The 22,374-nt window shown below is 42.5% G+C and carries 19 protein-coding genes and 1 tRNA gene; 12 read left to right on the top strand and 8 right to left on the bottom strand.

Annotation, left to right across the window (positions count from 1 at the left end):
* Window positions 1–5: 5 nt before the first annotated feature.
* Genes AAE250_RS13190 through AAE250_RS13180 form a run of 3 tightly spaced genes read right to left on the bottom strand, consistent with a single transcriptional unit; the run spans window position 6 to window position 3,914 of the window.
* A complete protein-coding gene (locus AAE250_RS13190; RefSeq protein ID WP_446715756.1) occupies window positions 6–749 on the bottom strand; it encodes a YjbH domain-containing protein in 744 nt (247 codons plus the stop codon).
* A 56-nt stretch (window positions 750–805) separates the two neighbouring features.
* Window positions 806–2,869, bottom strand: coding sequence for a DUF3869 domain-containing protein (locus AAE250_RS13185; RefSeq protein ID WP_294600727.1), 2,064 nt, complete (start codon window positions 2,867–2,869; stop codon window positions 806–808).
* A gap of 55 nt (window positions 2,870–2,924) precedes the next feature.
* The gene (locus tag AAE250_RS13180; RefSeq protein WP_294600726.1) at window positions 2,925–3,914 is read right to left on the bottom strand and encodes a hypothetical protein; all 990 of its coding nucleotides are present in this window, start codon (window positions 3,912–3,914) and stop codon (window positions 2,925–2,927) included.
* 319 nt (window positions 3,915–4,233) lie between these two features.
* Here AAE250_RS13180 and AAE250_RS13175 point away from each other — a divergent pair, with 319 nt between their 5' ends.
* The 12 genes from AAE250_RS13175 (at window position 4,234) to rplT (ending at window position 16,966) form a co-directional block, all read left to right on the top strand.
* Entirely contained in the window at window positions 4,234–5,373 is a 1,140-nt protein-coding gene (locus AAE250_RS13175; RefSeq protein ID WP_294600725.1) for a site-specific integrase, read from the top strand.
* 604 nt (window positions 5,374–5,977) lie between these two features.
* The gene (locus AAE250_RS13170) at window positions 5,978–7,225 is read left to right on the top strand and encodes a YjbH domain-containing protein (RefSeq protein WP_294600724.1); all 1,248 of its coding nucleotides are present in this window, start codon (window positions 5,978–5,980) and stop codon (window positions 7,223–7,225) included.
* 13 nt (window positions 7,226–7,238) lie between these two features.
* Window positions 7,239–8,135 (top strand): DUF3869 domain-containing protein, encoded by an 897-nt coding sequence (locus AAE250_RS13165; protein ID WP_294600723.1) that lies wholly within the window; start codon window positions 7,239–7,241, stop codon window positions 8,133–8,135.
* Between the two features lie 45 nt (window positions 8,136–8,180).
* Window positions 8,181–9,317 (top strand): OmpA family protein, encoded by a 1,137-nt coding sequence (locus tag AAE250_RS13160; protein ID WP_294600722.1) that lies wholly within the window; start codon window positions 8,181–8,183, stop codon window positions 9,315–9,317.
* A gap of 125 nt (window positions 9,318–9,442) precedes the next feature.
* Complete coding sequence (locus tag AAE250_RS13155) at window positions 9,443–10,195, top strand: YjbH domain-containing protein (RefSeq protein WP_294600721.1); 753 nt, start codon at window positions 9,443–9,445, stop codon at window positions 10,193–10,195.
* A 113-nt stretch (window positions 10,196–10,308) separates the two neighbouring features.
* Window positions 10,309–10,734 carry a Holliday junction resolvase RuvX gene (gene ruvX / locus AAE250_RS13150; RefSeq protein WP_294600720.1) on the top strand — a complete coding sequence of 142 codons (426 nt, stop codon included), beginning with the start codon at window positions 10,309–10,311 and terminating at the stop codon, window positions 10,732–10,734.
* A 29-nt stretch (window positions 10,735–10,763) separates the two neighbouring features.
* Window positions 10,764–11,321: a peptide deformylase gene (gene def, locus AAE250_RS13145; RefSeq protein ID WP_294600718.1), complete on the top strand. Its 558-nt coding sequence runs from the start codon at window positions 10,764–10,766 to the stop codon at window positions 11,319–11,321.
* Window positions 11,322–11,437: 116 nt separating this feature from the next.
* Window positions 11,438–13,507: a tetratricopeptide repeat protein gene (locus tag AAE250_RS13140; RefSeq protein WP_294600717.1), complete on the top strand. Its 2,070-nt coding sequence runs from the start codon at window positions 11,438–11,440 to the stop codon at window positions 13,505–13,507.
* Between the two features lie 78 nt (window positions 13,508–13,585).
* Window positions 13,586–15,526, top strand: a complete 1,941-nt coding sequence (thrS, locus tag AAE250_RS13135; RefSeq protein ID WP_294600715.1) for a threonine--tRNA ligase — start codon at window positions 13,586–13,588, stop codon at window positions 15,524–15,526.
* A gap of 121 nt (window positions 15,527–15,647) precedes the next feature.
* Window positions 15,648–16,253, top strand: coding sequence for a translation initiation factor IF-3 (infC, locus tag AAE250_RS13130; protein WP_294600714.1), 606 nt, complete (start codon window positions 15,648–15,650; stop codon window positions 16,251–16,253).
* A gap of 66 nt (window positions 16,254–16,319) precedes the next feature.
* Window positions 16,320–16,517, top strand: a complete 198-nt coding sequence (rpmI, locus tag AAE250_RS13125) for a 50S ribosomal protein L35 (protein WP_004289895.1) — start codon at window positions 16,320–16,322, stop codon at window positions 16,515–16,517.
* A gap of 98 nt (window positions 16,518–16,615) precedes the next feature.
* Window positions 16,616–16,966, top strand: a complete 351-nt coding sequence (gene rplT / locus AAE250_RS13120) for a 50S ribosomal protein L20 (protein ID WP_004289896.1) — start codon at window positions 16,616–16,618, stop codon at window positions 16,964–16,966.
* Window positions 16,967–17,459: 493 nt separating this feature from the next.
* On the opposite strand, the gene AAE250_RS13115 is transcribed toward rplT, so the two are convergent.
* The 5 genes from AAE250_RS13115 to AAE250_RS13095 form a co-directional block, all read right to left on the bottom strand.
* On the bottom strand, window positions 17,460–18,767 hold the full coding sequence (locus AAE250_RS13115) for a phenylacetate--CoA ligase (protein ID WP_294600712.1): 1,308 nt from the start codon (window positions 18,765–18,767) through the stop codon (window positions 17,460–17,462).
* A gap of 20 nt (window positions 18,768–18,787) precedes the next feature.
* Window positions 18,788–19,369, bottom strand: a complete 582-nt coding sequence (locus AAE250_RS13110) for an indolepyruvate oxidoreductase subunit beta (protein WP_294600710.1) — start codon at window positions 19,367–19,369, stop codon at window positions 18,788–18,790.
* Window positions 19,370–19,373: 4 nt separating this feature from the next.
* On the bottom strand, window positions 19,374–20,966 hold the full coding sequence (locus AAE250_RS13105; RefSeq protein ID WP_294600709.1) for a thiamine pyrophosphate-dependent enzyme: 1,593 nt from the start codon (window positions 20,964–20,966) through the stop codon (window positions 19,374–19,376).
* Between the two features lie 76 nt (window positions 20,967–21,042).
* Window positions 21,043–22,080, bottom strand: a complete 1,038-nt coding sequence (gene mltG, locus AAE250_RS13100; RefSeq protein ID WP_294600707.1) for an endolytic transglycosylase MltG — start codon at window positions 22,078–22,080, stop codon at window positions 21,043–21,045.
* A 207-nt stretch (window positions 22,081–22,287) separates the two neighbouring features.
* Window positions 22,288–22,360 (bottom strand) — tRNA-Thr (locus tag AAE250_RS13095).
* Window positions 22,361–22,374: the final 14 nt, after the last annotated feature.

The raw sequence follows: 22,374 nt of genomic DNA, 5'->3' as shown, positions 1-22,374 counted from the left end.
GTCTTTTATTTCAATCGGAACTGAAAACAAATTCCTCCGCTGAAATATTTCAACCGTTGCAATTCCACCTGCATGTGCAGATGTTTGAAAAGCAGGTAAGTGGCACCCAGTGCAACATCTTTTGAATCATATTCGGCTATAACCCTCAAATCGGGAGCAAAAGCCGGATTGTAACTGATGCCGGCGGCTATTCCATTTAGTTTGTACTCCTTTCTTTGGTTATATAGGTAGGAGAGGTGTATGCCGATCTCCTCTTTCCCTATAGCGATATGCTTGCTGGCGGCAATATAGAAACGGTTGTAATATCCGTTTCCTTCGGTCGAGCTGATTTTCCCGCCTCCGGAAGAGGTGAATGGATCGGATGCTCCCAAAACAACTGCCGGCATATATTTCCAGAACTGTCCTTCTTTCAAAGCCCGCAAGCGGAATGAAAAGTAACGGTCCTGATTGGTGAATCCGCTATAACCGTAAGGTTTCAGCCCTAAGGCTTCCGCCTTGAAAAGGGTACACGTATATGCCACTTCCAGCCATGGCATAATGGTTACATTCAAAAAATAATTGTACGTATGATAGTACCACGTAGGAGGAGTTATCTCCTTATTTAAAAAGTTACCGCCCAGCATTACCGTTTTGTCCCGTTGCATTTCTGCCGATGGGGCATGAAGCAAGCCGGTGGTTCCATACGTTAATTGAGCCGGAAGCAGAGAAGGTATGCAGGCAAAAAATAGTGCGATGCATAGTTGCTTCATTCTTGTTGTATACATTCTGATGCCTCCGGTTCAATGAGCACTTAGAAAAGATCCTCTTATTCGAAGTCGATGATACCACCACCGGCATTCAGATCCTGACCGTTGCCATGACCATGTGTATGACCGATTTCCAAGTCAGCTTCGATGGTTGTAGCAATAATCTTCTTCACTGTTACCGTGACATCGATTGTCTTCTTGTCTTTGGTGATTACCTGAACGGTGTAAGTCTTCATCTGTTGCTTTCTGGTCAGATTGAATCCTTTGACTTGCTTGTAAGGTGCAACAGTCAGTTGTACAGATACACTTTGGTTAGTATAGCTGCTGTTAGGCAGAATGTTAGCATTGTCAGCCTTGATCATCTTAGTAAGCAGCAGAGCTACATAGTTGGCTGTCTCCTTGTTCATGCTTGGTAAAGCAGCGGCAGCAGCTTCAGCCGGAGTCTTGCCTTCATAAGCAGTACCACCCAAATAATTGCCTTTTACAGTTACGCTGGCAGATGCAGAGCCGGTGAAGCAAGGTTTGTTAATGTATTCGGCTGCCAAGTCTGCACTGGCTCCGATTTTAACCTCAGAAACATAACCGAATCTGAACTTGGAGAAGTGATTAATCTTGCCCACAAATGCTTTGGAGCTCATGTCATACTCGGCATAGTTATTGGCATCTGCTTTCCAGGTATTGGTATTCTCGTTCAGATAAAGAACGCCGAGTACATAGTCCGGTTCTACGGTTACAGTAGTCGGAGCCTCGAACTTGATTTCGAGTGGTTTGGAGAATACTGCACCACTGGGCTGACCTTCATAAGTACGAACGGCAGCTGTAGTCTTTTCTGTCATGATATCGCGTTTCAAAGAAACGTTTTCAGCTTTTCCACCTACATAGTAAATCTGTGTTCCGGCAGGAATAGTTATCTGGTCTGCTACAGCTTTTGTCTCACCGGTTGTTTCACCAGTTTCTTCGTCGATAACAGCTTCAGTAGATACCAATTCTACCACAGCATCAGATTTAACTTCTACTGTCGGTATGTTTTCAAGCTCTTTCAAGTCGATACCTAATTCTTCTGCTACAGTTTCAAGACTTGAACTGATGTTGGCGTCTTTCAATGCATCTTCTACCGGAGTCGGCTTGGCGTCTTCCACAGGAACTTCCAATGTTTCGTCACCACCTACTTCTTGGTCAGGATCGGGAGGAGTAGTGGTATCTATCTTCATGGTGAAAGTACCCGTGTATTGCCATACGGCACCGCTTTCTTTCAGAGGAACCCACATGCTGATTGTCTGTTCTATATATCCGTTCTTGCTTACAGTGATATAGGCCATTGTTGTCGGCAATACGTACTTGGCAGGAATTTCTACACTGTAGATACCTTTGGCATCGCTGGTAGTCGTACCGCTAAAGCCTGTATTGGTAGTTACTTTGATGGTAGCATTGTTGATAGCAGCGTCTTTTTCATCTTTAAGCATACCTCCAATATAGTATTTAGCTTCTTGTTGTTGCTCTGCTTCAGTCTTCTGCATCAGTACAGTAGCAACCGTAACGGCAACTTGCTCGCCTTCACCTTCTTGTGCTGCAACCGGAGCAACATAGATGTTTGCATAGGCTTTGTTGTAACCTTCGGCAGTCAGTACAGCTGCATAATTACCCGGCTGTACATTCTCAACAGTAAAAGCGTTGCCGCTGACAGTTACATTGTCAAGACCTGCAATAACTACAGACTTCAAGGCTACAGCTGCACCCGATGTGTCGCTTGCGCTACCTTTGATGCTGTATTTTACAGTTTTGTATGTCGGGTCGTCATAACCCGGATACATGGCTGCATTTACAGTATAAACGGCAGTCTTGCCATTCTCGATGGTTTCTACATATACAGAACTTGTTACGGTTTTGTAATCTGCCTTAGAGATCGTAATGACGTTCATCCCGGCATCTACAGTCATCTCATACGTACCGTCTGCTCCGGTAGTTGTGTTATTGACTGTTGCTCCTGACAGAGGCTTTCCGGTAACAGCATCCGAAACGACGCCTGCAATCTTGTATACCGGCTTTTCGGTGCTTGGACCTTCTACATTGATCTCTTCTTTTTCATAGCAACTGGCAAACATGCCGCAGATTGCTATTAACATTAACGCTAACTTAGCGCTAAACCCAAATAAACTTTTCTTTTTCATCTCAATAAAATTAAAAATTTAACAATTCTGATTTAATAAAATATGGATTAAAACTATTTGATTGCATGATGTTGTCTCCCGGAGATGCACGATAAGTCTTGTAGCTGTATTGCTCATTTCCGGCATTGTATGCCATTCCCATGTTCCTGGATGGGGTGACGCGGGGTATATATCCTTTTCTTTTATATCTGTAAGGTGGAAGTGCTATTTGGAAGCGAAATCCTCCGTTAGCTTTGGCATCAGGACTTTTCATTGCGAAAAAACCGATGGAGGCATAGCGGAAGTGGCGGATGACATCGATTCGCACTCCCTTTTCTCCCAATAAGTATTGTTCACACTTCATGCTTGTTTCTATATTATATTGTGGCCAGTAGAAGCTGCCTCCCAACGACCATGTTAGTTTCATTTTTGTACCGTAATGGCAGGTAAACCCATCCCAATATGCTACTCCCGTATATCCTATCCGTGCTTCTATGCCGAAACGGTTGTCGCGGATAAGGCGATGCGTGAGCTTCAGATCCATGCCATAGCGTTCATTGCTAAAGTGTCCTATGGTAAATGTCCCCCATATATTATAAGGTAGGCGTATCATTTGCGAAATGCCTATAAAACCCGGATGTACCTTGTTATATAGGAATGGATATCCATCGTTGTAAACAGGCAATACCAATTGTGTTGTCAATCTCATGCCTTTCCATAGAGAAACCTCAATGGCCGGAGCCAGATTGAACAGTACTTGGTATATCTGTGTTATTACCAGATTCTTAAGAGATAATTCCGGATATACCACCACATCTACTTTAAACAAAGAACTATTCTTTCTCTTTACTTTTTTCACCTCTTTCCATGTCTCACCTAAATCGTAACTTACATTCCAATCTTGATGGCTTGGTTTTGATATTGTATCTACTTTATTATCAACGTGATAGTAAAGAGAAATTTGGGGTATATTATTATCGAGTACAATTATCCGGCATGGCTTTTTCTCCGGAAATGACATCGTAAAAAACAGGAAATCAGAATAAATATGTAACGCCTTGAATATCAATTGAATTTATTGAATGTTGCTACTTTTATTGAAAATGATTATCCTTCTCTATCCTTCACTTTTGATAGGTGATTGTTACTGGTTTGTTGCTATATTTAGTCTATATATCGTCTTAATCATATAACGCTAATTGCTGATATTCAGAGGAATAAATCTAAAAAGACTAAATTGTAGAGAATAAAAATGAAATACCAAATCTTTTATGAGTGACTTTTGTTACTGTTTTGTGACTAATAGCAGATAAATGTGTGTTTTTTTGATAGATAAGATTATGAGAAAGCAATTGAAAATAAAAGAGCCTATAAAAGTTAGGACAAAGAAACTGGCCAATGGTTGCCAGTCTATATACCTGGATATATATTTGGATGGAAAACGGAAATATGAGTTCTTAAAATTGTATATCATCCCCGAACGTGACAGGATAGACAAGAACAAGAACCTTGAAACATTGAAGTTAGCAAATGCAATAAAGTCTCAGAAGATCGTAGAATTACAAAATCAGACTTATGGATTTAACCGCACTAAAGTATCTAAGGTGAAATTAACTGATTATATGAGAGACATAGCAGAGCAAAGTGCTGATAACCTGGCACGGAAAAGTACGATACATGCTGTTATATGCCATTTGGATAACTATACCCCCGATGGAATATTGCTTAGAAAAGTAGATAAGGCATATTTATTAGGGTTCATAGATTATTTGAAGAAAGCAAAACAAAAACATAGTAAGAAAGAAAAAGCATTGCATGTTAATACCCAACTCCATTATTTTAAGACGTTACGCTATTGCTTGAATTGTGCTGTTTCTGAAGAATATATAACCAGTAATCCGATTGATAAAATGAAAAGTGAAGATAAACCCAAACGCCTCCGGACAGAGAGGGATTATCTCAGCATGAAAGAACTGACAGATTTAGTGCACACTCCTTTTTATAATACTCTGCTGAGGAAAGCCTTTTTGTTTAGCTGTTTTTGCGGGTTGCGGCATTGCGATATTGTAGCCTTACGATGGAAAGACATACGTTATGAGGAGAATGGAAATGCATTGCTGCACATCATACAACAAAAGACGAAAGAGGCTATATCGCTTCCATTGAGCACTGAGGCATTAAAGTACTTACCGCATAGGGGAAATGCTCAGAACTCGGATAGGGTGTTTGCAGGCTTAATTTCATTGGGGCGAAGTAATGAAATACTATATAGATGGGCAGAACAAGCAGGAATATCCAAGCATGTCACTTTTCATACCGCACGTCATACACATGCTACAATGATGTTGACATTAGGAGTCGATTTGTATACCGTTTCCAAGTTGCTGGGGCATACCAATATACAAACAACACAGGTTTACGCTAAACTTGTAGATGAGAGCAAGAAAAAGGCTGTTGCACTTATTCCTAATATTACATAACCTTCAGTTAAAGCCGGAATACAATATGTCATTCTGTATTTTTAATCATTAATTCTTCTTACCTTCTTCTTATCTTCTCCTTACCTACTCCTTACTTACTCCTTAGTTACTCCTTACTATAAGCAAGGAGTAGGTAAAGAGAAGATACATAAAGGGGGATAGTCAGATACGAACAGGAACTATTGAAGATGCATTCCCGATGCAGGGAATAAACGAATTTACTGATAGGATATTTGTTCTTTGGTAGTATCTGTTGTCTGTTATAATGTATATATGTGGAATTAATGCATATTTATTCTTAATTTTATAAAAGGCTTTTCTAATTGTTCTTTTTGGAGATGCTGAACGAGTTAGCGAGAATTGATAAAAAGCTACTATATGACACAAAAAACAACATTATAGTCTACAAAAGCGCATAATACTCCTTAATAGTTCAGGATAGTTAAGACATTACATATAAACATTCTGGGTGTTTATCAGGTGTTTTTGAAGAAAAAACTACATTATTTCATTTTTTCATATAATAATCTTTGGTATTATTAAAAAAGTGTCTATTTTTGCACCATATTTTGTGTTGCGTGAACACAAAAAATGATTGAAAAAGATGAGGTATAAAAACTCTAACATAAGAAAGTGCCTAAATACTAAAACAATAGCGCAATGCGCGGCGTTCTTTTTATACTGTTTGCTTCCTTTAAAGGGATTTTGCCAAACGGGGGAAAGTACCGTAAATACTTTAGTAGAGATGGGATTTGAAAATGTTGGATGGACAGAAGACGGCAATGAACGTGTATATGTTCTGCAGAATTCTGCATATCGTTTACAAGGGGTCGGCATAAGCAAGGCGGTGGATGTCATCCAAAAGATGGGTTTACCGGAGAAAAAGTCATGCCGGATAATTGTTTTAAACAATAATGTACCTCAGATCTCACTTTATTATCATCCTTTAAAGGGTGATAGCGTGCTTCAGGCAGAACGCAACGACTGGAATGTCAGTTATGAGTTGGGTGATGCATGGAAAGAGGCGCGAAAGATAAAGTTGAAAAATAGTTCTTTGTTTAAGGTTGATGTATTGGTGTATCCTCAATTGGCATTCAAGAATCTGATAATTACGCAGATTTATCAGGTCTTGTTTGATTTGAGTCCTGCTATAGAAGTTTCGTTTTGGAAAGGGATGAAGGTAACTGCACAGCTGAAGGTGCCTGTTTATAATGATGGGTATGGGAAGTATGAAGGTAAGGTTCATCCTGGTAACTTGACGATATCGCAGCGTTTACGATTGCCGTATAATATATTCGGTAAGGTGACCGCTGGTTATTTTAATGCAGACCAATATGGTTTTGATGCGGAGTTTTTCCGTCCTTTTAATGATGAGCGTTTTTCGCTGCTGGCCCGAATTGGATATACGGGAACGGGATATTGGGATGGCTTTAAATTGCATTATGATCCCTCGACATGGGTTGTTACCTGGTCTTTAGGAGGCAGTTTTTATTGGCCGCAATTTAATACCCAGTTTACGTTGAAAGCCGAGCAGTATTTGATGGAGGAAAAAGGAGTCAGATTTGAAATGATTCGTCATTTTCGTTATTGCTCAATAGGCTTTTATGCAATGAAGGCAGAAAACGCAAAGTCTAATGGTGGCTTTCGGTTTCAAGTGGCTTTGCCACCCTATAAATATAAAAGGAAGGGATATATACCGCGTGTGAATACTTCTGCTAATATGGGTATTGTTTATAATGCAGGTAACGAACGACTTTATTATAAGCAGTATAAGGCAGAGGCTAGCGATAATATAATGGAACAAAATAGTTTTAACCCATATTTTATTAAGTCAGAATTGTTAAATTTTTAATTAAATTATTGAGATGAAGAAGATTAAATTCTTAAACGGCATGAGTGCAGTATTTGCATTAGCCGTAGTAGCTTTGGCTACAACTTTCACTTCTTGTGAGAAGGAAGAGTTCAATGTAAAAGTTGAACCAATTAATGCACAGGCCACTATTAGTCCGATTGTACTTGCTGTAGAAAATGGCGTTACTAAAGATGTAACAGGTGATGCTGCTATTACCTATGATCCGGCTTCTACATTTACAGGTAGCCCTAGTTTTGCTGGTGCAACAGTTACTATTGGAGTTACTTATAAGGATATGAGCACATCAGTAAAAGTAATTGTTCCGGCATTGCAAGCTGGTCAGTTCGCTTCACTGACTCCGACTATTATTCTTCAGAAAGAGGCTCCTGAAACGAAGATTGAAATGAATGAAACTGCAACAACTCAGGAGGTTTCTAAGGATGGTAACAAAGAAGTACCTAACCCTACTGATTATTGGGTTACTACAACTGTGAAGTATACGAAAAAATCTGGTAATTTAGTTTTGGAAGATTCAAAGGTTATTAATACTACAGATTTTTCAGAACGTATGCTTGCTGAATCTTTCTTTAGTACGCTTAAGAATACTTATGAGGAAACTCCTGCCGTTGAAGAGGGCGTTAAAGTATATGCTCATTCTCAAACAGAAGCTAAAGTAGTTTATACTGTTGTAACGACTGAATATAAGATCGTTAAGACTGCAGATGCTAATACGAAGGCTGGAGAAGAAGTTCTTGCTTCTATTAAGACTCAAAATTATACGAAGACAGATTTGCAAATCAAAGATAACCAACCTATTCCGGGTCACAATCATGCTCCTCAAGGTCATGGTCACGGTCATGGTCATGGTGATGATGGTAACGCAGGTGGCGGTATTGTAATCGCTGACTAATTGATTTCTTGCTGTAGTTATTTATCTTAAAACTAAAGAGAAAAGATGAAAAGTAAATTAATAATAGCCTCTTTATTGTTAGCAGGCGCTTGTGCTACGGTTAGTGCACAAGAAAAGACTAAATATTATACCGATAAGGCATCGGATAATATCTTTGTAGGAGTAGGCGTTGGGGGTATGGCCGTAATTAACGACGGTCTCAATACTCCGACAATGAACTTTAATATCTCCGTAGGTAAGTATATCACTCCGGTTTGGGGTGTGCGTGGTCAATTTGGTGGAATTTCTCAAAGCCTTGATGATCAGGATTCTGGTTATCATCGTTATTGCAAGAAATTCGGCGAAATTAACTTGGATGCTATGGTAAATCTGATTAATTTGTTCGCTGGCTATAATCCTAACCGTGCATTCGACCTCTATGTATTTGGTGGTCCTACAATGAACGTAAGTAAGGCAGTAGATACTGATCTTAGTATTAATGCTGGTACAGGCAAGGAAACCTATTCTTATACAGAAGATGGTATGAAAGCCCGCTTCGGTGCAACTGTAGGTTTGGGCTTGGCTTATAACATCAGTTCAAAATGGGCTGTTAACCTGGAAGGTCGTTTGGGCGTAACTCCTTCTATCTTCGGTGATGCAAGCGACTGCCGCAAGGCTGAAGCTACTGCTCGCGTAAACGTAGGTTTGGCTTATACTTTCGGTGGCAAGAAGTTTGTTGCTGCTTCTAATATTGACGAAGATGCTATCAACGCAGAAATCAACAGATACAGAAGCGAACTGGCACAGGCTCAGGCTGACCTGGCTAACTGCAAGAATGCATTGGCTAACGTGAAACCTGAAGTAAGAGAAGTTACTAAGGAAGTTGAAGTTGCCGGTCCTCGTGCTATCTTCTTCAAGATTGGTAGCGCTCGTCTTGACGACTACGGTAAGGTTAACATCGAATTGGCTGCTAAGATCCTGAAGGCTAATCCGGATAAGAAGTACAAAGTTGCAGGTTATGCTGATAAGGCTACCGGTAGCGCTTCTTGGAACCAGAAGTTGTCTGAAAAACGTGCTCAGGCTGTTTACGATGCTTTGATCGCTCAGGGTGTTGACAAAGATCAGCTCGAACTCGTTGGATTCGGTGGTACTGCAAACATGTTCGGTAAGAACTTCTTGAACCGCGTAGTTATTCTTGAATAATATAACTTCAGTGGAAAATAGACTCTAATAATGAAGGCGTCTGGAATTCAGACGCCTTCTTTTTAGTATATCTGCTGTTATAGAATATATCTGATTTTTATCATTAGTGACTGAACCTATATTTGATGATGAAGTTTAAACTACTCTTTATCGTTCTTCTTTGTTGCTTGTCTCTTTCGATTTCTGCCCAATTGACGTATGGTACAACTGGTTTGCTGCATGCCCCTTCGGCTGAAATGCAACCTGATAAAACCTTTATGGTCGGTGGAAATTTCATGAATAAAGAATTGACGCCGCCTACCTGGTATTATCATACTTATAATTATTTTCTGAATATTACTATATTCCCGTGGATGGAAGTTGCCTATACTTGTACGCTTTTTAAAGCGGAAGCATTGGGATTGAAACCTTATGGATATAGTGGATTTACCAATCAGGATCGTTACTTCTCATTGAGATTGCGAGCCTTGAAGGAAGGACAATTCTGGGAGTATATGCCTGCGGTAGTGGTAGGAACATCCGATCCGTTTACCTCTTCCGGAGGTGGAGTAATCAGTTCTACCGAAGGGAACGGATACTATAGCCGTTTCTATATTGCTGCCAGCAAGCATGTGCCTATTGTAGGTAAAGAAGAAATAGGTGTTCACCTCTCTTATCTCTACAATGATCGTAAAGAGTATAAGTTGAATGGCTTTGCATTGGGTGTCACTTATAATCCGTCTTTTCATCCCCAGCTACGGTTGATAGCTGAATATGACTCGAAAGACTTTGCTTTAGGTGCAACTTACTTGCTGTTTAACCATTTTCACATTCAAGTGCAAATGCAGAAAATGCAGTATTTCAGCGGTGGATTAACCTATCAACTTCGTCTGAAGTAAGAAAATTTATATAGAAAAAGGGTGTCAGCGTTGTGTTGACACCCTTTTTGTGTTATAATATATTTAAGATTGGGGGAGGAATTCAAATTTTAATCGTAATTTTGTAGCCCATTATGAGTAGAATAATAGCCATTGACTACGGTCGGAAACGTACGGGAATAGCCGTGAGCGATACATTGCAGATGATTGCCAACGGTCTGACCACTGTGCCTACACATCAGCTACTGCCGTTTATCCTTGATTATGTGGCAAAGGAACCGGTAGAGCGGATTCTGGTAGGCCTTCCCAAGCAGATGAACAATGAGGCCTCGGAAAATATGAAGAATATCGAGCCTTTTGTCCGTTCGTTGAAGAAGAAATTGCCGGATATGCCGGTGGAGTATGTTGATGAACGCTTTACTTCCGTTCTGGCGCATCGAACGATGCTCGAAGCAGGGTTGAAGAAGAAAGACCGGCAGAACAAGGCGTTGGTGGACGAAATCAGTGCGACTATCATTCTGCAAACTTATTTGGAAAACAAACGTTTTTCGAACCTTTAATTTTAAACTTTTAATTTTTAATTATAAATATGATTTTACCCATTTATACATACGGGCAGCCCGTATTAAGAAAGGTAGCGGAGGACATTGCTCCGGATTATCCGAACTTGAAAGAACTGATTGAAAATATGTTTGAAACCATGGAAAACGCCGAAGGTGTGGGACTTGCCGCACCGCAAATCGGTCTTCCTATTCGCGTGGTTACTATCAACCTGGATGTGTTGTCGGATGACCTGCCTGAATATAAAGGTTTCCGCAAGGCATATATCAATGCCCATATTTTGGACGTGGCAGGCGAAGAGGTTTCTATAGAAGAAGGTTGTTTGAGCCTTCCGGGAATTCATGAATCCGTGAAGCGTGGTGACAAGATACATGTGCAATACCTGGATGAGAACTTGGAAGCTCATGACGAAATCGTAGAAGGCTATCTGGCTCGTGTGATGCAGCATGAATTCGACCATCTGGATGGCAAGATGTTCATCGATCATTTGTCGCCGCTTCGCAAGCAGATGATAAAAGGAAAGTTGAATGCTTTACTGAAAGGCAAGGCGCATTGTACCTATAAGGTGAAAACAGTGAAGAAATAAGTAAACCATATAATAAGGTATAAAAGGCTCAAAAAATATAAAAAGTCTTCCGTTAATCCCGACAAGTAAACGAAAAACGTTACTTTTGTTTCGTTTACAAGTACTTATAAAACAAGATGGTAAAAAAAATACTGACGGCTATTTTGCTGTTGCCCACGTTGTTGTATGCGCAGATCAATACAGAACGGGTGATGACTATCGCTCGCAACGCATTGTATTTTGAGGACTACGTGCTATCTATCCAATATTTCAATCAGGTGATTAACGCGAAGCCTTATTTGTATGAACCTTATTTCTTTCGTGGATTGGCTAAAATCAATTTGGACGATTTCCAGGGGGCTGAAGCTGACTGTGATGCCGCTATCCAACGAAATCCCTTTGTAGTAGGTGCCTATCAAATTAGAGGTTTGGCACGTATCCGGCAAAATAAGTTTGACGGAGCGATTGAGGACTATCAGACTGCCCTTAAATACGACCCTGAAAATGTTGTGCTTTGGCATAACCTATCCCTCTGCCATATCCAGAAAGAAGATTATGAGGCTGCCAAGGATGATTTGGGCAAGCTCCTCACGATTGCTCCCAAATATACACGTGCCTATCTGATGCGTGGTGAAGTTTCCTTGAAGCAGAATGATACGATACAGGCTTTGCACGATTTTGATAAAGCCATCGATATGGATCGTTATGATCCGGATGGATGGGGTGCAAGAGCCATCGTACGTCTTCAGCAAGGAAAGTATAAGGAAGCGGAAGCCGATTTGGACCAGTCCATTCATCTGAGTGCAAAGAATGCCGGTAATTACATCAATCGTGCATTGGCGCGTTTCCATCAGAATAATCTGAGAGGTGCCATGAGTGACTATGACCTGGCATTGGATATCGATCCGAATAATTTCCTCGGACACTACAACCGTGGTTTGTTGCGTGCACAGGTGGGTGATGACAACCGGGCGATAGAAGACTTTGACTTTGTGTTGAAGATTGAACCGGACAATATGATGGCTACCTTCAATCGTGGCTTGTTACGTGCGCAGACTGGTGATTATCGGGGGGCTATCAGCGACTATTCCAAGGTAATAGATGAATATCCCAACTTTATGGCAGGTTATTATCAGCGTGCCGAAGCCCGTAAGAAGATTGGTGACCACAAGGGTGCCGAGCAGGATGAATTCAAGATCATGAAGATGCAGATTGACAAGCGTAACGGCGTTTCATCCGGCAATGGCAATGAAAATTCCAATAGTGATAATAAGGATGTAGCCGACAATTCGTCTGAGAACTCTGGTGAAAATGGCGGTGGAAAGACCCGTAAGAAATCTGATAAGAACATGGAGAATTATCGGAAGATTGTGATTGCAGATGACTCGGAAGCTGACCAACGCTACAAGAGTGACTATCGTGGTCGTGTACAAGACCGGAACGTGACTATCAAGCTTGAACCGATGTATGCTTTGACTTATTATGAGAAGATGAGTGATGTAAAACGCATCGTACATTATCATAAATATATCGATGAACTGAATCACTCGAAACTTTTCCCGAAACCGCTACGCATCACCAATATGGAAGCTCCGCTGACGGAAGAGCAGGTGCGTTTCCACTTTGCTTTGATTGATGCCCATACATCGGATATTGTGGCAGATGACAAGAATGCAGAGAAACGCTTTATGCGTGGATTGGACTTCTATCTGGTTCAGGATTTTGCCAGTTCTATCGATGACTTCACGCAGAGTATCTTGCTGGATGATACCTTCTTCCCGGCATACTTTATGCGCGCCTTGGTGCGTTGCAAGCAGCTGGAATATAAGAAAGCCGAGGCTACATTGAATGAGGGAGCTGTCTCCGGAACATCGGATACCAAGAAGCCGGAAGTGACGGCGGTAGACTATGAAATCGTAAGGAATGATTTGGATCATGTCATCCAACTGGCTCCTGACTTTGTTTATGGATATTATAACCGGGGCAACTTATTGTCTATGCTGAAAGATTATCGTGCGGCTTTGGCTGATTATGATAAGGCAATAGAACTGAATCCAGATTTGGCTGAAGCGTACTTTAACCGTGGATTGACGCATATCTTCCTGGGAAATAACAAGCAAGGTATTTCTGATTTGAGTAAGGCGGGAGAGTTGGGTATTGTATCGGCCTACAATATTATAAAGAGATTTACAGACACCCGGGAATAACATTTTTTTGCTAAAAAATAGAATATCAAAAAGAATTAGTTATTTTTGCGTTCTGAAATTTGAAATATACATACTATTATGATAAAGATAACATTTCCAGACGGCTCTGTTCGTGAATACAACGAAGGGGTAACGGGACTGCAAATTGCAGAAAGCATCAGTTCACGCTTGGCACAAGACGTATTGGCTTGTGGTGTGAACGGAGAGATTTATGATTTGGGGCGTCCTATCATGCAAGACGCCGAAGTTGTTCTCTACAAATGGGAGGATGAACAAGGTAAGCATGCCTTCTGGCATACAAGTGCCCACTTGCTCGCTGAGGCTTTGCAGGAACTTTATCCGGGCATTCAGTTCGGTATAGGTCCTGCCATCGAAAATGGCTTCTACTATGATGTAGATCCGGGAGAGGCAACAATAAAGGAAGCTGACCTGCCGGTCATTGAGAAGAAAATGGCTGAGTTGGTTGCCAAGAAGGAAGCTGTTGTCCGAAAAGATATTGCAAAAGCGGATGCTTTGAAGATGTTCGGCGACCGTGGGGAAACTTACAAGTGTGAGTTGATTTCTGAATTGGAAGATGGCCACATCACTACTTATACGCAAGGTGCATTCACCGATTTGTGTCGTGGCCCTCACTTGATGACTACTGCACCTATCAAGGCTATCAAACTGACTTCTGTAGCCGGTGCTTATTGGCGCGGGCAAGAAGATCGCAAGATGATGACCCGTATCTACGGTATCACCTTCCCGAAGAAGAAAATGCTGGATGAGTACCTTGTTTTATTGGAAGAAGCCAAGAAACGCGACCACCGTAAGATTGGTAAGGAAATGGACTTGTTCATGTTCTCTGATACGGTAGGCAAAGGTTTGCCGATGTGGTTGCCTAAGGGTGCGGCATTGCGTCTGCGCCTGCAGGAGTTTTTGCGTCGCATCCAGGCACGTTACGATTATCAGGAGGTCATTACTCCGCCAATCGGCAATAAATTGCTGTATATCACTTCCGGTCACTATGCTAAATATGGTAAGGATTCGTTCCAGCCCATCCATACGCCGGAAGAAGGAGAGGAGTACTTCTTGAAACCGATGAACTGCCCTCACCACTGTATGATCTACAAGAACTCACCCCGTTCTTATAAAGACCTGCCTTTGCGTTTGGCAGAGTTCGGTACGGTTTGCCGTTATGAGCAGAGCGGTGAATTGCACGGATTGACTCGTGTACGTAGTTTCACACAGGATGATGCACATATCTTCTGTCGTCCCGACCAGGTGAAGGATGAATTCCTTCGTGTAATGGATATTATCTCCATTGTATTCCAATCCATGAATTTTGCGAACTTCGAAGCACAGATTTCTCTACGCGACAAGGTAAACCGTGAGAAGTACATCGGTAGCGATGAAAACTGGGAGAAGGCAGAACAGGCTATTATCGAAGCTTGTGAGGAAAAGGGATTGAAAGCAAAGATCGAATATGGTGAAGCTGCTTTCTACGGTCCTAAGCTGGACTTTATGGTGAAAGATGCTATCGGCCGTCGCTGGCAGTTGGGTACTATCCAGGTGGACTACAACCTGCCGGAACGTTTCCAATTGGAATATACAGGTGCTGACAACCAGAAGCATCGTCCGGTAATGATTCACCGTGCGCCGTTTGGTTCAATGGAGCGTTTTGTTGCTGTACTTATTGAGCATACAGCCGGTAAGTTCCCGTTGTGGCTGACACCCGATCAGGTTGCTATTCTGCCTATCAGCGAGAAATTCAATGATTATGCCCAGGAAGTAAAACAGTATTTGAAGAAATATGATATCCGTGCCATTGTGGACGAGCGTAACGAGAAGATTGGACGTAAGATTCGCGATAACGAGATGAAGCGCATTCCTTATATGCTGGTTGTAGGCGAGAAAGAAGCCGAAAACAGGGAAGTGGCTGTTCGTAAGCAGGGAGAAGGCGATCAAGGAACCATGAAATTTGAAGATTTCGCTAAAAAAATGAACGAAGAAGTTCAGAATATGATAAATAAATGGTAACTTTGCGCCCAATTGTAGAAGCATAGCATATATTAGATGTTCTAAAGACAGCTTTTACTTAACATAAATAATTAATTTGGGAGTAATAAATAAGAAACAAACTGGAAGTAAACGTTATTTAATGAAGAATGACAGCTTAAAAGGGCAACACCGGATCAATGAGCAGATCCGTGCCAAAGAAGTCCGCATAGTGGGCGACGAAGTGGAAGCCAAAGTGTATCCGATAGCTCAGGCATTAAGACTTGCCGAAGAGCACGAAGCGGATCTCGTGGAGATTTCTCCAAATGCAGAACCCCCTGTTTGTCGTATTATCGATTACTCTAAATTTCTTTATCAGTTAAAGAAGCGTCAGAAGGAGCAGAAGGCAAAACAGGTAAAAGTTAACGTAAAGGAAATACGTTTCGGTCCTCAGACAGATGACCATGACTATAACTTTAAGTTGAAACATGCCAAAGGCTTTTTGGAAGATGGCGACAAGGTGAAAGCCTATGTGTTCTTTAAAGGACGTTCCATCTTGTTCAAAGAACAGGGAGAGGTTTTACTGCTTCGTTTTGCCAATGATTTGGAAGACTATGCAAAGGTAGATCAGTTGCCGGTTTTGGAAGGAAAGAGGATGATTATCCAGCTCTCTCCGAAAAAGACCGCTGCACCGAAGAAGGTTGCTACGCCGAAGCCTGCAGATAATGCATCGAAGGCTGCTGCAGCTGAAGAGCAAGAAGAAGAATAAAGAAATGAGTAACGCCATAGGTATAGTGCGTTGCCATATAATTTAAATAATTTAAAAATAAGTAAGATGCCAAAGATGAAGACTAACTCCGGTTCTAAAAAGAGATTTACTCTTACCGGAACAGGTAAAATCAAAAGAAAGCACGCTTTTCACAGTCACATTCTGACTAAGAAGACTAAAAAGCAAAAGAGAAATCTGTGTTACTCTACAACCGTTGATATAACGAATGTAAGCCAGGTTAAGGAACTCTTAGCAATGAAGTAAACAAAAAGCGTACTAAAATTAAAGTTATTAACCGAATGCATTAGCCTTAAGTCCGCTGCGTGAAGTAACGGCGCTAACATTCAAAAACAAGTAAAACTATGCCAAGATCAGTAAATCATGTTGCTTCTAAAGCAAGAAGAAAGAAAATTTTGAAATTGACCAGAGGTTACTTTGGTGCAAGAAAGAACGTTTGGACCGTTGCCAAGAATACTTGGGAAAAAGGTTTGACCTATGCGTTCCGTGACCGTAAGAATAAGAAGAGAAACTTCCGTGCACTGTGGATTCAGCGTATCAATGCTGCCGCTCGTTTGGAAGGTATGTCTTACTCTAAGTTGATGGGAGCTTTGCACAAAGCAGGTATCGAGATCAACCGCAAGGTGTTGGCTGATTTAGCGATGAACCATCCGGAAGCTTTCAAAGCAATCGTTGCTAAAGCAAAAGCTGCATAAAAAGCAGTTCGCTGATAAATTACAGGGTGCTGATTACTTGTTTGGTAGTCAGCACCTTTTGTTTTTAAGGAATAGGAACGGAGGTTAAAACCGGAAAGAATTAGAAACAATTTACTACTTTTTCTTGTTTCTTTCACAGAAACTCATTACCTTTGTTATAGAAAAAATAGCCGCATTGATTGGATCGGGAAACTCATCAATTTTTATGAAATACCGAGACAAGCTTCGCTTCTCAATGGCGGGCCACGCCCTTCGGGGTAACTCTTGAGTCGGTGGATTACAAAGAGGACGAGCGCTCAAATCATGTCATACGGAGTTTCATCACATCATCGGTGCGGCTTTCTATAAAAAAGGAACGGTAATCAATCAAAATTACCGTTCCTTTTTCTGTTTTATTGAAATATCTGTACTTTTACTACAGGTAAGTCCGTCGCCTCGCGCAGTTAAGTGTGTGTGCTTACGCAGGTAACTGCGTGAGGCGATACGGATAAGTTTACTTATTGTCTCGTAAGTCTTTTACTCTGACGGCTTTTCCTTCGCTCTGAGGTAACGAGCCTTTCTTTACCAACTGTAACTTAGGAGTTACCAGAATCTCGTCTTTCAGCTGGCGTGTTATCGCCTTACGAATCTTCTCCAGTTCAATGTAGTTATCTGTAGAGAGATCGCTAAGTTCTACCTCTACAATCATTTCATCCTGGTTGTTGACAGTCTCGAGGGTAATGAGGTAATTGCTGCCCAGTTGCGGGAATTGCACCAATACCTTTTCCACTTGCATGGGGAAGATATTTACTCCCTTGATGATAAACATGTCATCACTGCGTCCCTTGATTCGGTCTATGCGGAGGTGAGTACGTCCACAAGGACACTGCCCTGGTAGAATGCGGGTGAGGTCGCGTGTACGGTAGCGTATTAGCGGCATCATCTCGCGATCGAGTGTGGTCAATACAAGTTCGCCGATTTCACCTTCGGGAACGGGTTCACCGGTTTCAGGATCAATGATTTCAACGAGATAGCAGTCTTCCCAAAAGTGCATGCCGTTTTGCTCTGTACATTCAAATGCTACGCCGGGACCATTCATCTCGGTCATACCAAAGCTGTTGTAAGCCTTGACGCCAAGCATACGTTCAATCTTCTTGCGTTGTTCGTCGGTATGGGGCTCAGCGCCAATGAGAAGGGTTTTCAGACTGGTACTGGTTGGATCGATGCCTTCTTCCTGGAATACTTCGGCTAAGCGGATGGCATAGCTGGGTATGGCATGAAGGGCGGTTGTCTTGAAATCCGTAATGAACTTAATCTGGCGCTTACTGTTGCCGGCTGCTGCCGGAACAGTCAATGCTCCGAGACGTTCGGCACCGTATTGAAAACCTAATCCTCCGGTAAACATACCATAGCCGGAACTGTTCTGAAATACATCCGTCTTGCGCAGGCCTACTGTATAGAGACAGCGGGCTACCAGATTTGCCCAGGAATCGAGATCGTGTTGGGAATGCACAATGACGGTTGGTGCTCCCGTTGTGCCACTGGAAGAGTGGATACGTACACCATCTTCACGCATATTGCCTGCTACCAGTCCGAAAGGGTAATTGGCACGCATGTCGGCTTTGGTGGTAAACGGTATTTTGCGTATATCTTCTACAGACCGTATCTCGTCGGCTGTGATTCCGTGTTCTTGGAATACCTTTTTGTAATAAGGTGAATTAGTTGCTATGCCGACCGTCTTTTTTAGCCGTTGAAGCTGCAACTCGCGCAGCTTCTCCCGGGGCATGGTTTCGATTTCTTCTTCCCAGTATTTGTCGTTCATGGTATTAAAAAGATTAATTATTACATCAATTTTTCTGCGATATCTTTGCCGGCAGCAAGTGCTTTGAGGTTCATTTCTACAATATCATCTCCTTTGCGCTGGAAGATTTCGCGAATGCTATCTTGTATCTTCACATAGTCGATGCCGAGGAAAGGGATAGTTGCACCCAGCAGTACGATATTGGCTACACGGGTGGAACCTACTTCCTTGGCCACTTCGTTGACATTCAGCATGATTTTGTGCGGCAGCTTGTTGATTTCGGCTTTTATGTCCTCTTCAGCCGGATAATTCGGAATATTGATGAAGGGAGCTTCGTTAGTCACCAGCCAGCCTTCGGGGCTCAGATAGGGGAGGTAACGGAGGGCTTCCATTGGCTCTAATGAAATGATGAGATCGCATTTGCCTGTAGGGATAAGGTCGGACGAAATGGGTTGGTCACTGATGCGCAGGTTGGATTGTACGTCACCACCTCGTTGGCTCATACCGTGCACTTCTGCCTGTTTCATGTATAATCCGTCCTTGAGGGCTGCTTTACCGATTACGGTGGCGATAGAGAGGATACCTTGTCCTCCCACACCGGAGAGTATGATGTCTTTTTTCATGGTTTTACTTGTTTCGTTTTTTACGTGCTAATGTTTGGATACATTCTCTGCGGGGGATGATGACGGATACACCGCGATATTCGATTTCTTCGCGTATCACCTGCTTCATCTCTTCATAATTCTTCTTTAAAGGAATTACGACACGGATATGTTCCGGAGCTACTCCGATACCTGCGCAGATAGCTTCCAAACGTCCGGTTCCGGCAGAATCTTGTCCTCCGGTCATGGCGGTGGTTTCATTATCTGAAATGACGATGGTTACGTTGGCATTTTCGTTGACGCAGTCCAGTAGTCCGGTCATGCCCGAATGGGTAAATGTAGAGTCGCCGATTACAGACACTGCCGGGTGTACACCTGCATCCGAAGCTCCTTTGGCCATTGTGATGGATGCTCCCATATCTACACAAGAGTTGATGGCATTGAACGGGGCATTGGCTCCCAATGTGTAGCAACCGATGTCGCTGAATACTTTATAAGCAGGATATTCTTCTTTCAATACTTGCGTAAGTACCGTGTACATATCACGATGGCCGCAACCTTCGCACAATGCAGGCGGGCGCATCTCTACGAGAGAAGGTACGCTGAATTCGGCCTTGTTTTCTTTGCCTACGGCGCGGGCAACGCTGTCCGGGTTCAACTCACCGTCTTGCGAGAGTGTACCGTCCAGGCGACCTTTTACTTTTATTCCGATGCCAAGATATCCTTTCAGTTGTTTTTCAACGAAGGGTTGTCCGTCTTCCAGTACCAGAATTTCGTCGCATGCTTCTATCAGTTGCATCAATTGCTTCTTGGGAAGTGGATATTGGCCGATTTTCAATACCGGATATTCACAACCGTCAGGATAGTTCTCCATCAAATAGTTGTAGCCAATGCCACAAGCTACGATACCCAACTTCTTATTCGGTCCGTCAATATATTTGTTGTATGGAGAGTTTTCGGAGGCTTTGATGAATTCATCTTGGCGTTGCAGCAAAACTTTGTAGCGCTTGCGTGCATTTCCAGGCAATAAGATGAACTGACGCGGATCGTCACTGAATGAAACGCCGTTTTGTGGTTGCTGTTCTTTGCTTTCTACGCCAGAACGGGAGTGGGCCAGGCGTGTAACCATGCGCATCAACAAGGGTTCACCTGTCTGCTCGGAGAAGGCAAAACCATTATATACCATATCGTAGGCTTCCTGCTGGTTGCTCGGTTCGTACATCGGAATCAATGAAAAATCGCCGTAGAAACGACTGTCCTGCTCGTTCTGTGAGGAGTGCATACTTGGATCGTCGGCTGCAATGACAATCAGACCGCCTTTTACACCGGTAATGGCAGAGTTGATAAAACAGTCGGCAGCCACATTCATGCCCACATGCTTCATGCACACTAACGCACGTTTACCTGCAAACGACATGCCTAAGGCTGCTTCCATAGCAGTTTTTTCGTTGGAGCACCAGCGATTGTGGATGTTTCGTTCGGCAGTAATCGGTGCCATCTGAATATATTCTGTTATTTCCGTAGAAGGAGTACCGGGATAGGCATACACGCCTGAAAGGCCGGCATCTAATGCAGCTTGTGCAATGGCTTCATCGCCAAGTAAGAGTTGCTTGCTCATATTTGATTGTTTAATGTTAGTCATGGTTTTAATATTTGACGCAAATATAGGATTTTGCTTTTATTTTATCATCAGATTACTTGAAAATCTTTCTTTCGTTTAATGCATTCCAGTATTTTCTTGCATTTCTCATGTGTTCGGCATAGTTGGATGCAAAGTTGTGGGTGCCCGAGAAGTCTTCTTTGGCGCACATGTAAATATAATTATGCTTTGTATAATTCAGCACAGCATCCAGTCCGATGGGAGAGGGGATACGTATCGGGCCGGGAGGCAGACCGGCATTGAGATAGGTGTTATAAGGTGAATTGATACCAAGATGCGCGTTGGTGATTCTCCGTAAGCCGAAATCTTGCAGGGCAAACTTGATCGTTGGGTCGGCTTGCAAAGGCATACCGCTGTGAAGGCGGTTGATGTAGAGTCCCGCTACCATTGGCTTCTCGGGGTTGTTGTTGGTTTCTTCCTCGACGATGGAAGCCAGGGTACATACTTCAGCGGGCGTCAGACCGATTGCAGTGGCTTTGTCCAATCGTTCTTGATTCCAAAACCTCTGGTGTTCCTTCTGCATTCGCTCGAAAAGATCTTTTACACTCATATCCCAGTAAACCTGGTAAGTCTCGGGGATAAAAAGGCAAGGCATGGTTGCCTGGTTGTATCCCAATTTTTGCTGAAAGGCGGAGTCGTTCATCACTTGGGCTATTTCAGCGGAATCAATCATCAGCTGTTTCCCTATGCTGCGTGCCAGCCTGTCCAGCGTTCGCACACTGCCGATTGTCAGATTTATCGGTTCCTGATATCCCCGGTAGAATCGGCTGAAGACATGGTAAACGCTTTCTCCCGGACGTATGGCATAGCGTCCGGTATGTATGTTTTGGGGGTATTTCCGGTATTTGGCCATCCAGCGGAATCCGGTAAAACTTTTGGGATGTCCCTGAACTTTCACCTTATTATATATAGAATCCACCGTATCGTCACGGTCGATGTAGATATACGCTGTTTTTTGTGGATGGAACTGGGGCGCAAACAGATAATAATATACCGCTCCTGCACAAGCTGCACCAATAAGAATCAATGCCGCCAATGCTCCGAGAAGCATTCTTTTCTTTTTCTTTTCCATTTCGTCTTTGCTGTATTTAGTCGGGCAAAGTTAGCAAGAATTTGGATAATCCGTATCATCATTGCAATGTTCTCTGAAATCATTGCTGCAATAAGTTCTGAAATCATTGCTGCAATGTTTTCTGAAATCATTCATTAGGGGGCTTTTGGTCTGTTTGGGGAAGAAAAAAGGCTGATATTCAGTAAATGAATATCAGCCTTTAAAGTGAGCCGCTAGCCAGACTTGAACTGGCGACCTACGCGTTACGAATGCGTTGCTCTACCAACTGAGCTATAGCGGCAGTAAGCTTTTGTT

Origin of the sequence: Bacteroides sp. GD17 (genome assembly GCF_038448625.1) — a bacterium.
Lineage (GTDB): Bacteria > Bacteroidota > Bacteroidia > Bacteroidales > Bacteroidaceae > Bacteroides.
The sequence above is the reverse complement of the archived record's forward strand: the minus strand, read 5'-3'. Positions and strand labels throughout refer to the sequence as shown.

Excerpts from the sequence above, each read along its gene's own strand:
- rplT (WP_004289896.1), top strand. The coding sequence starts at position 16,616 with ATGCCAAGATCAGTAAATCATGTTGCTTCTAAAGCAAGAAGAAAGAAA.
- AAE250_RS13190 (WP_446715756.1), bottom strand. The coding sequence starts at position 749 with ATGAAGCAACTATGCATCGCACTATTTTTTGCCTGCATACCTTCTCTG.
- mltG (WP_294600707.1), bottom strand. The coding sequence starts at position 22,080 with ATGGAAAAGAAAAAGAAAAGAATGCTTCTCGGAGCATTGGCGGCATTG.
- AAE250_RS13115 (WP_294600712.1), bottom strand. The coding sequence starts at position 18,767 with ATGAACGACAAATACTGGGAAGAAGAAATCGAAACCATGCCCCGGGAG.
- def (WP_294600718.1), top strand. The coding sequence starts at position 10,764 with ATGATTTTACCCATTTATACATACGGGCAGCCCGTATTAAGAAAGGTA.
- AAE250_RS13175 (WP_294600725.1), top strand. The coding sequence starts at position 4,234 with ATGAGAAAGCAATTGAAAATAAAAGAGCCTATAAAAGTTAGGACAAAG.
- AAE250_RS13110 (WP_294600710.1), bottom strand. The coding sequence starts at position 19,369 with ATGAAAAAAGACATCATACTCTCCGGTGTGGGAGGACAAGGTATCCTC.
- AAE250_RS13165 (WP_294600723.1), top strand. The coding sequence starts at position 7,239 with ATGAAGAAGATTAAATTCTTAAACGGCATGAGTGCAGTATTTGCATTA.
- AAE250_RS13105 (WP_294600709.1), bottom strand. The coding sequence starts at position 20,966 with ATGAGCAAGCAACTCTTACTTGGCGATGAAGCCATTGCACAAGCTGCA.
- infC (WP_294600714.1), top strand. The coding sequence starts at position 15,648 with ATGAAGAATGACAGCTTAAAAGGGCAACACCGGATCAATGAGCAGATC.
- AAE250_RS13140 (WP_294600717.1), top strand. The coding sequence starts at position 11,438 with ATGGTAAAAAAAATACTGACGGCTATTTTGCTGTTGCCCACGTTGTTG.
- AAE250_RS13155 (WP_294600721.1), top strand. The coding sequence starts at position 9,443 with ATGATGAAGTTTAAACTACTCTTTATCGTTCTTCTTTGTTGCTTGTCT.
- AAE250_RS13170 (WP_294600724.1), top strand. The coding sequence starts at position 5,978 with ATGAGGTATAAAAACTCTAACATAAGAAAGTGCCTAAATACTAAAACA.
- rpmI (WP_004289895.1), top strand. The coding sequence starts at position 16,320 with ATGCCAAAGATGAAGACTAACTCCGGTTCTAAAAAGAGATTTACTCTT.
- AAE250_RS13180 (WP_294600726.1), bottom strand. The coding sequence starts at position 3,914 with ATGTCATTTCCGGAGAAAAAGCCATGCCGGATAATTGTACTCGATAAT.
- AAE250_RS13160 (WP_294600722.1), top strand. The coding sequence starts at position 8,181 with ATGAAAAGTAAATTAATAATAGCCTCTTTATTGTTAGCAGGCGCTTGT.
- AAE250_RS13185 (WP_294600727.1), bottom strand. The coding sequence starts at position 2,869 with ATGTTAATAGCAATCTGCGGCATGTTTGCCAGTTGCTATGAAAAAGAA.
- thrS (WP_294600715.1), top strand. The coding sequence starts at position 13,586 with ATGATAAAGATAACATTTCCAGACGGCTCTGTTCGTGAATACAACGAA.
- ruvX (WP_294600720.1), top strand. The coding sequence starts at position 10,309 with ATGAGTAGAATAATAGCCATTGACTACGGTCGGAAACGTACGGGAATA.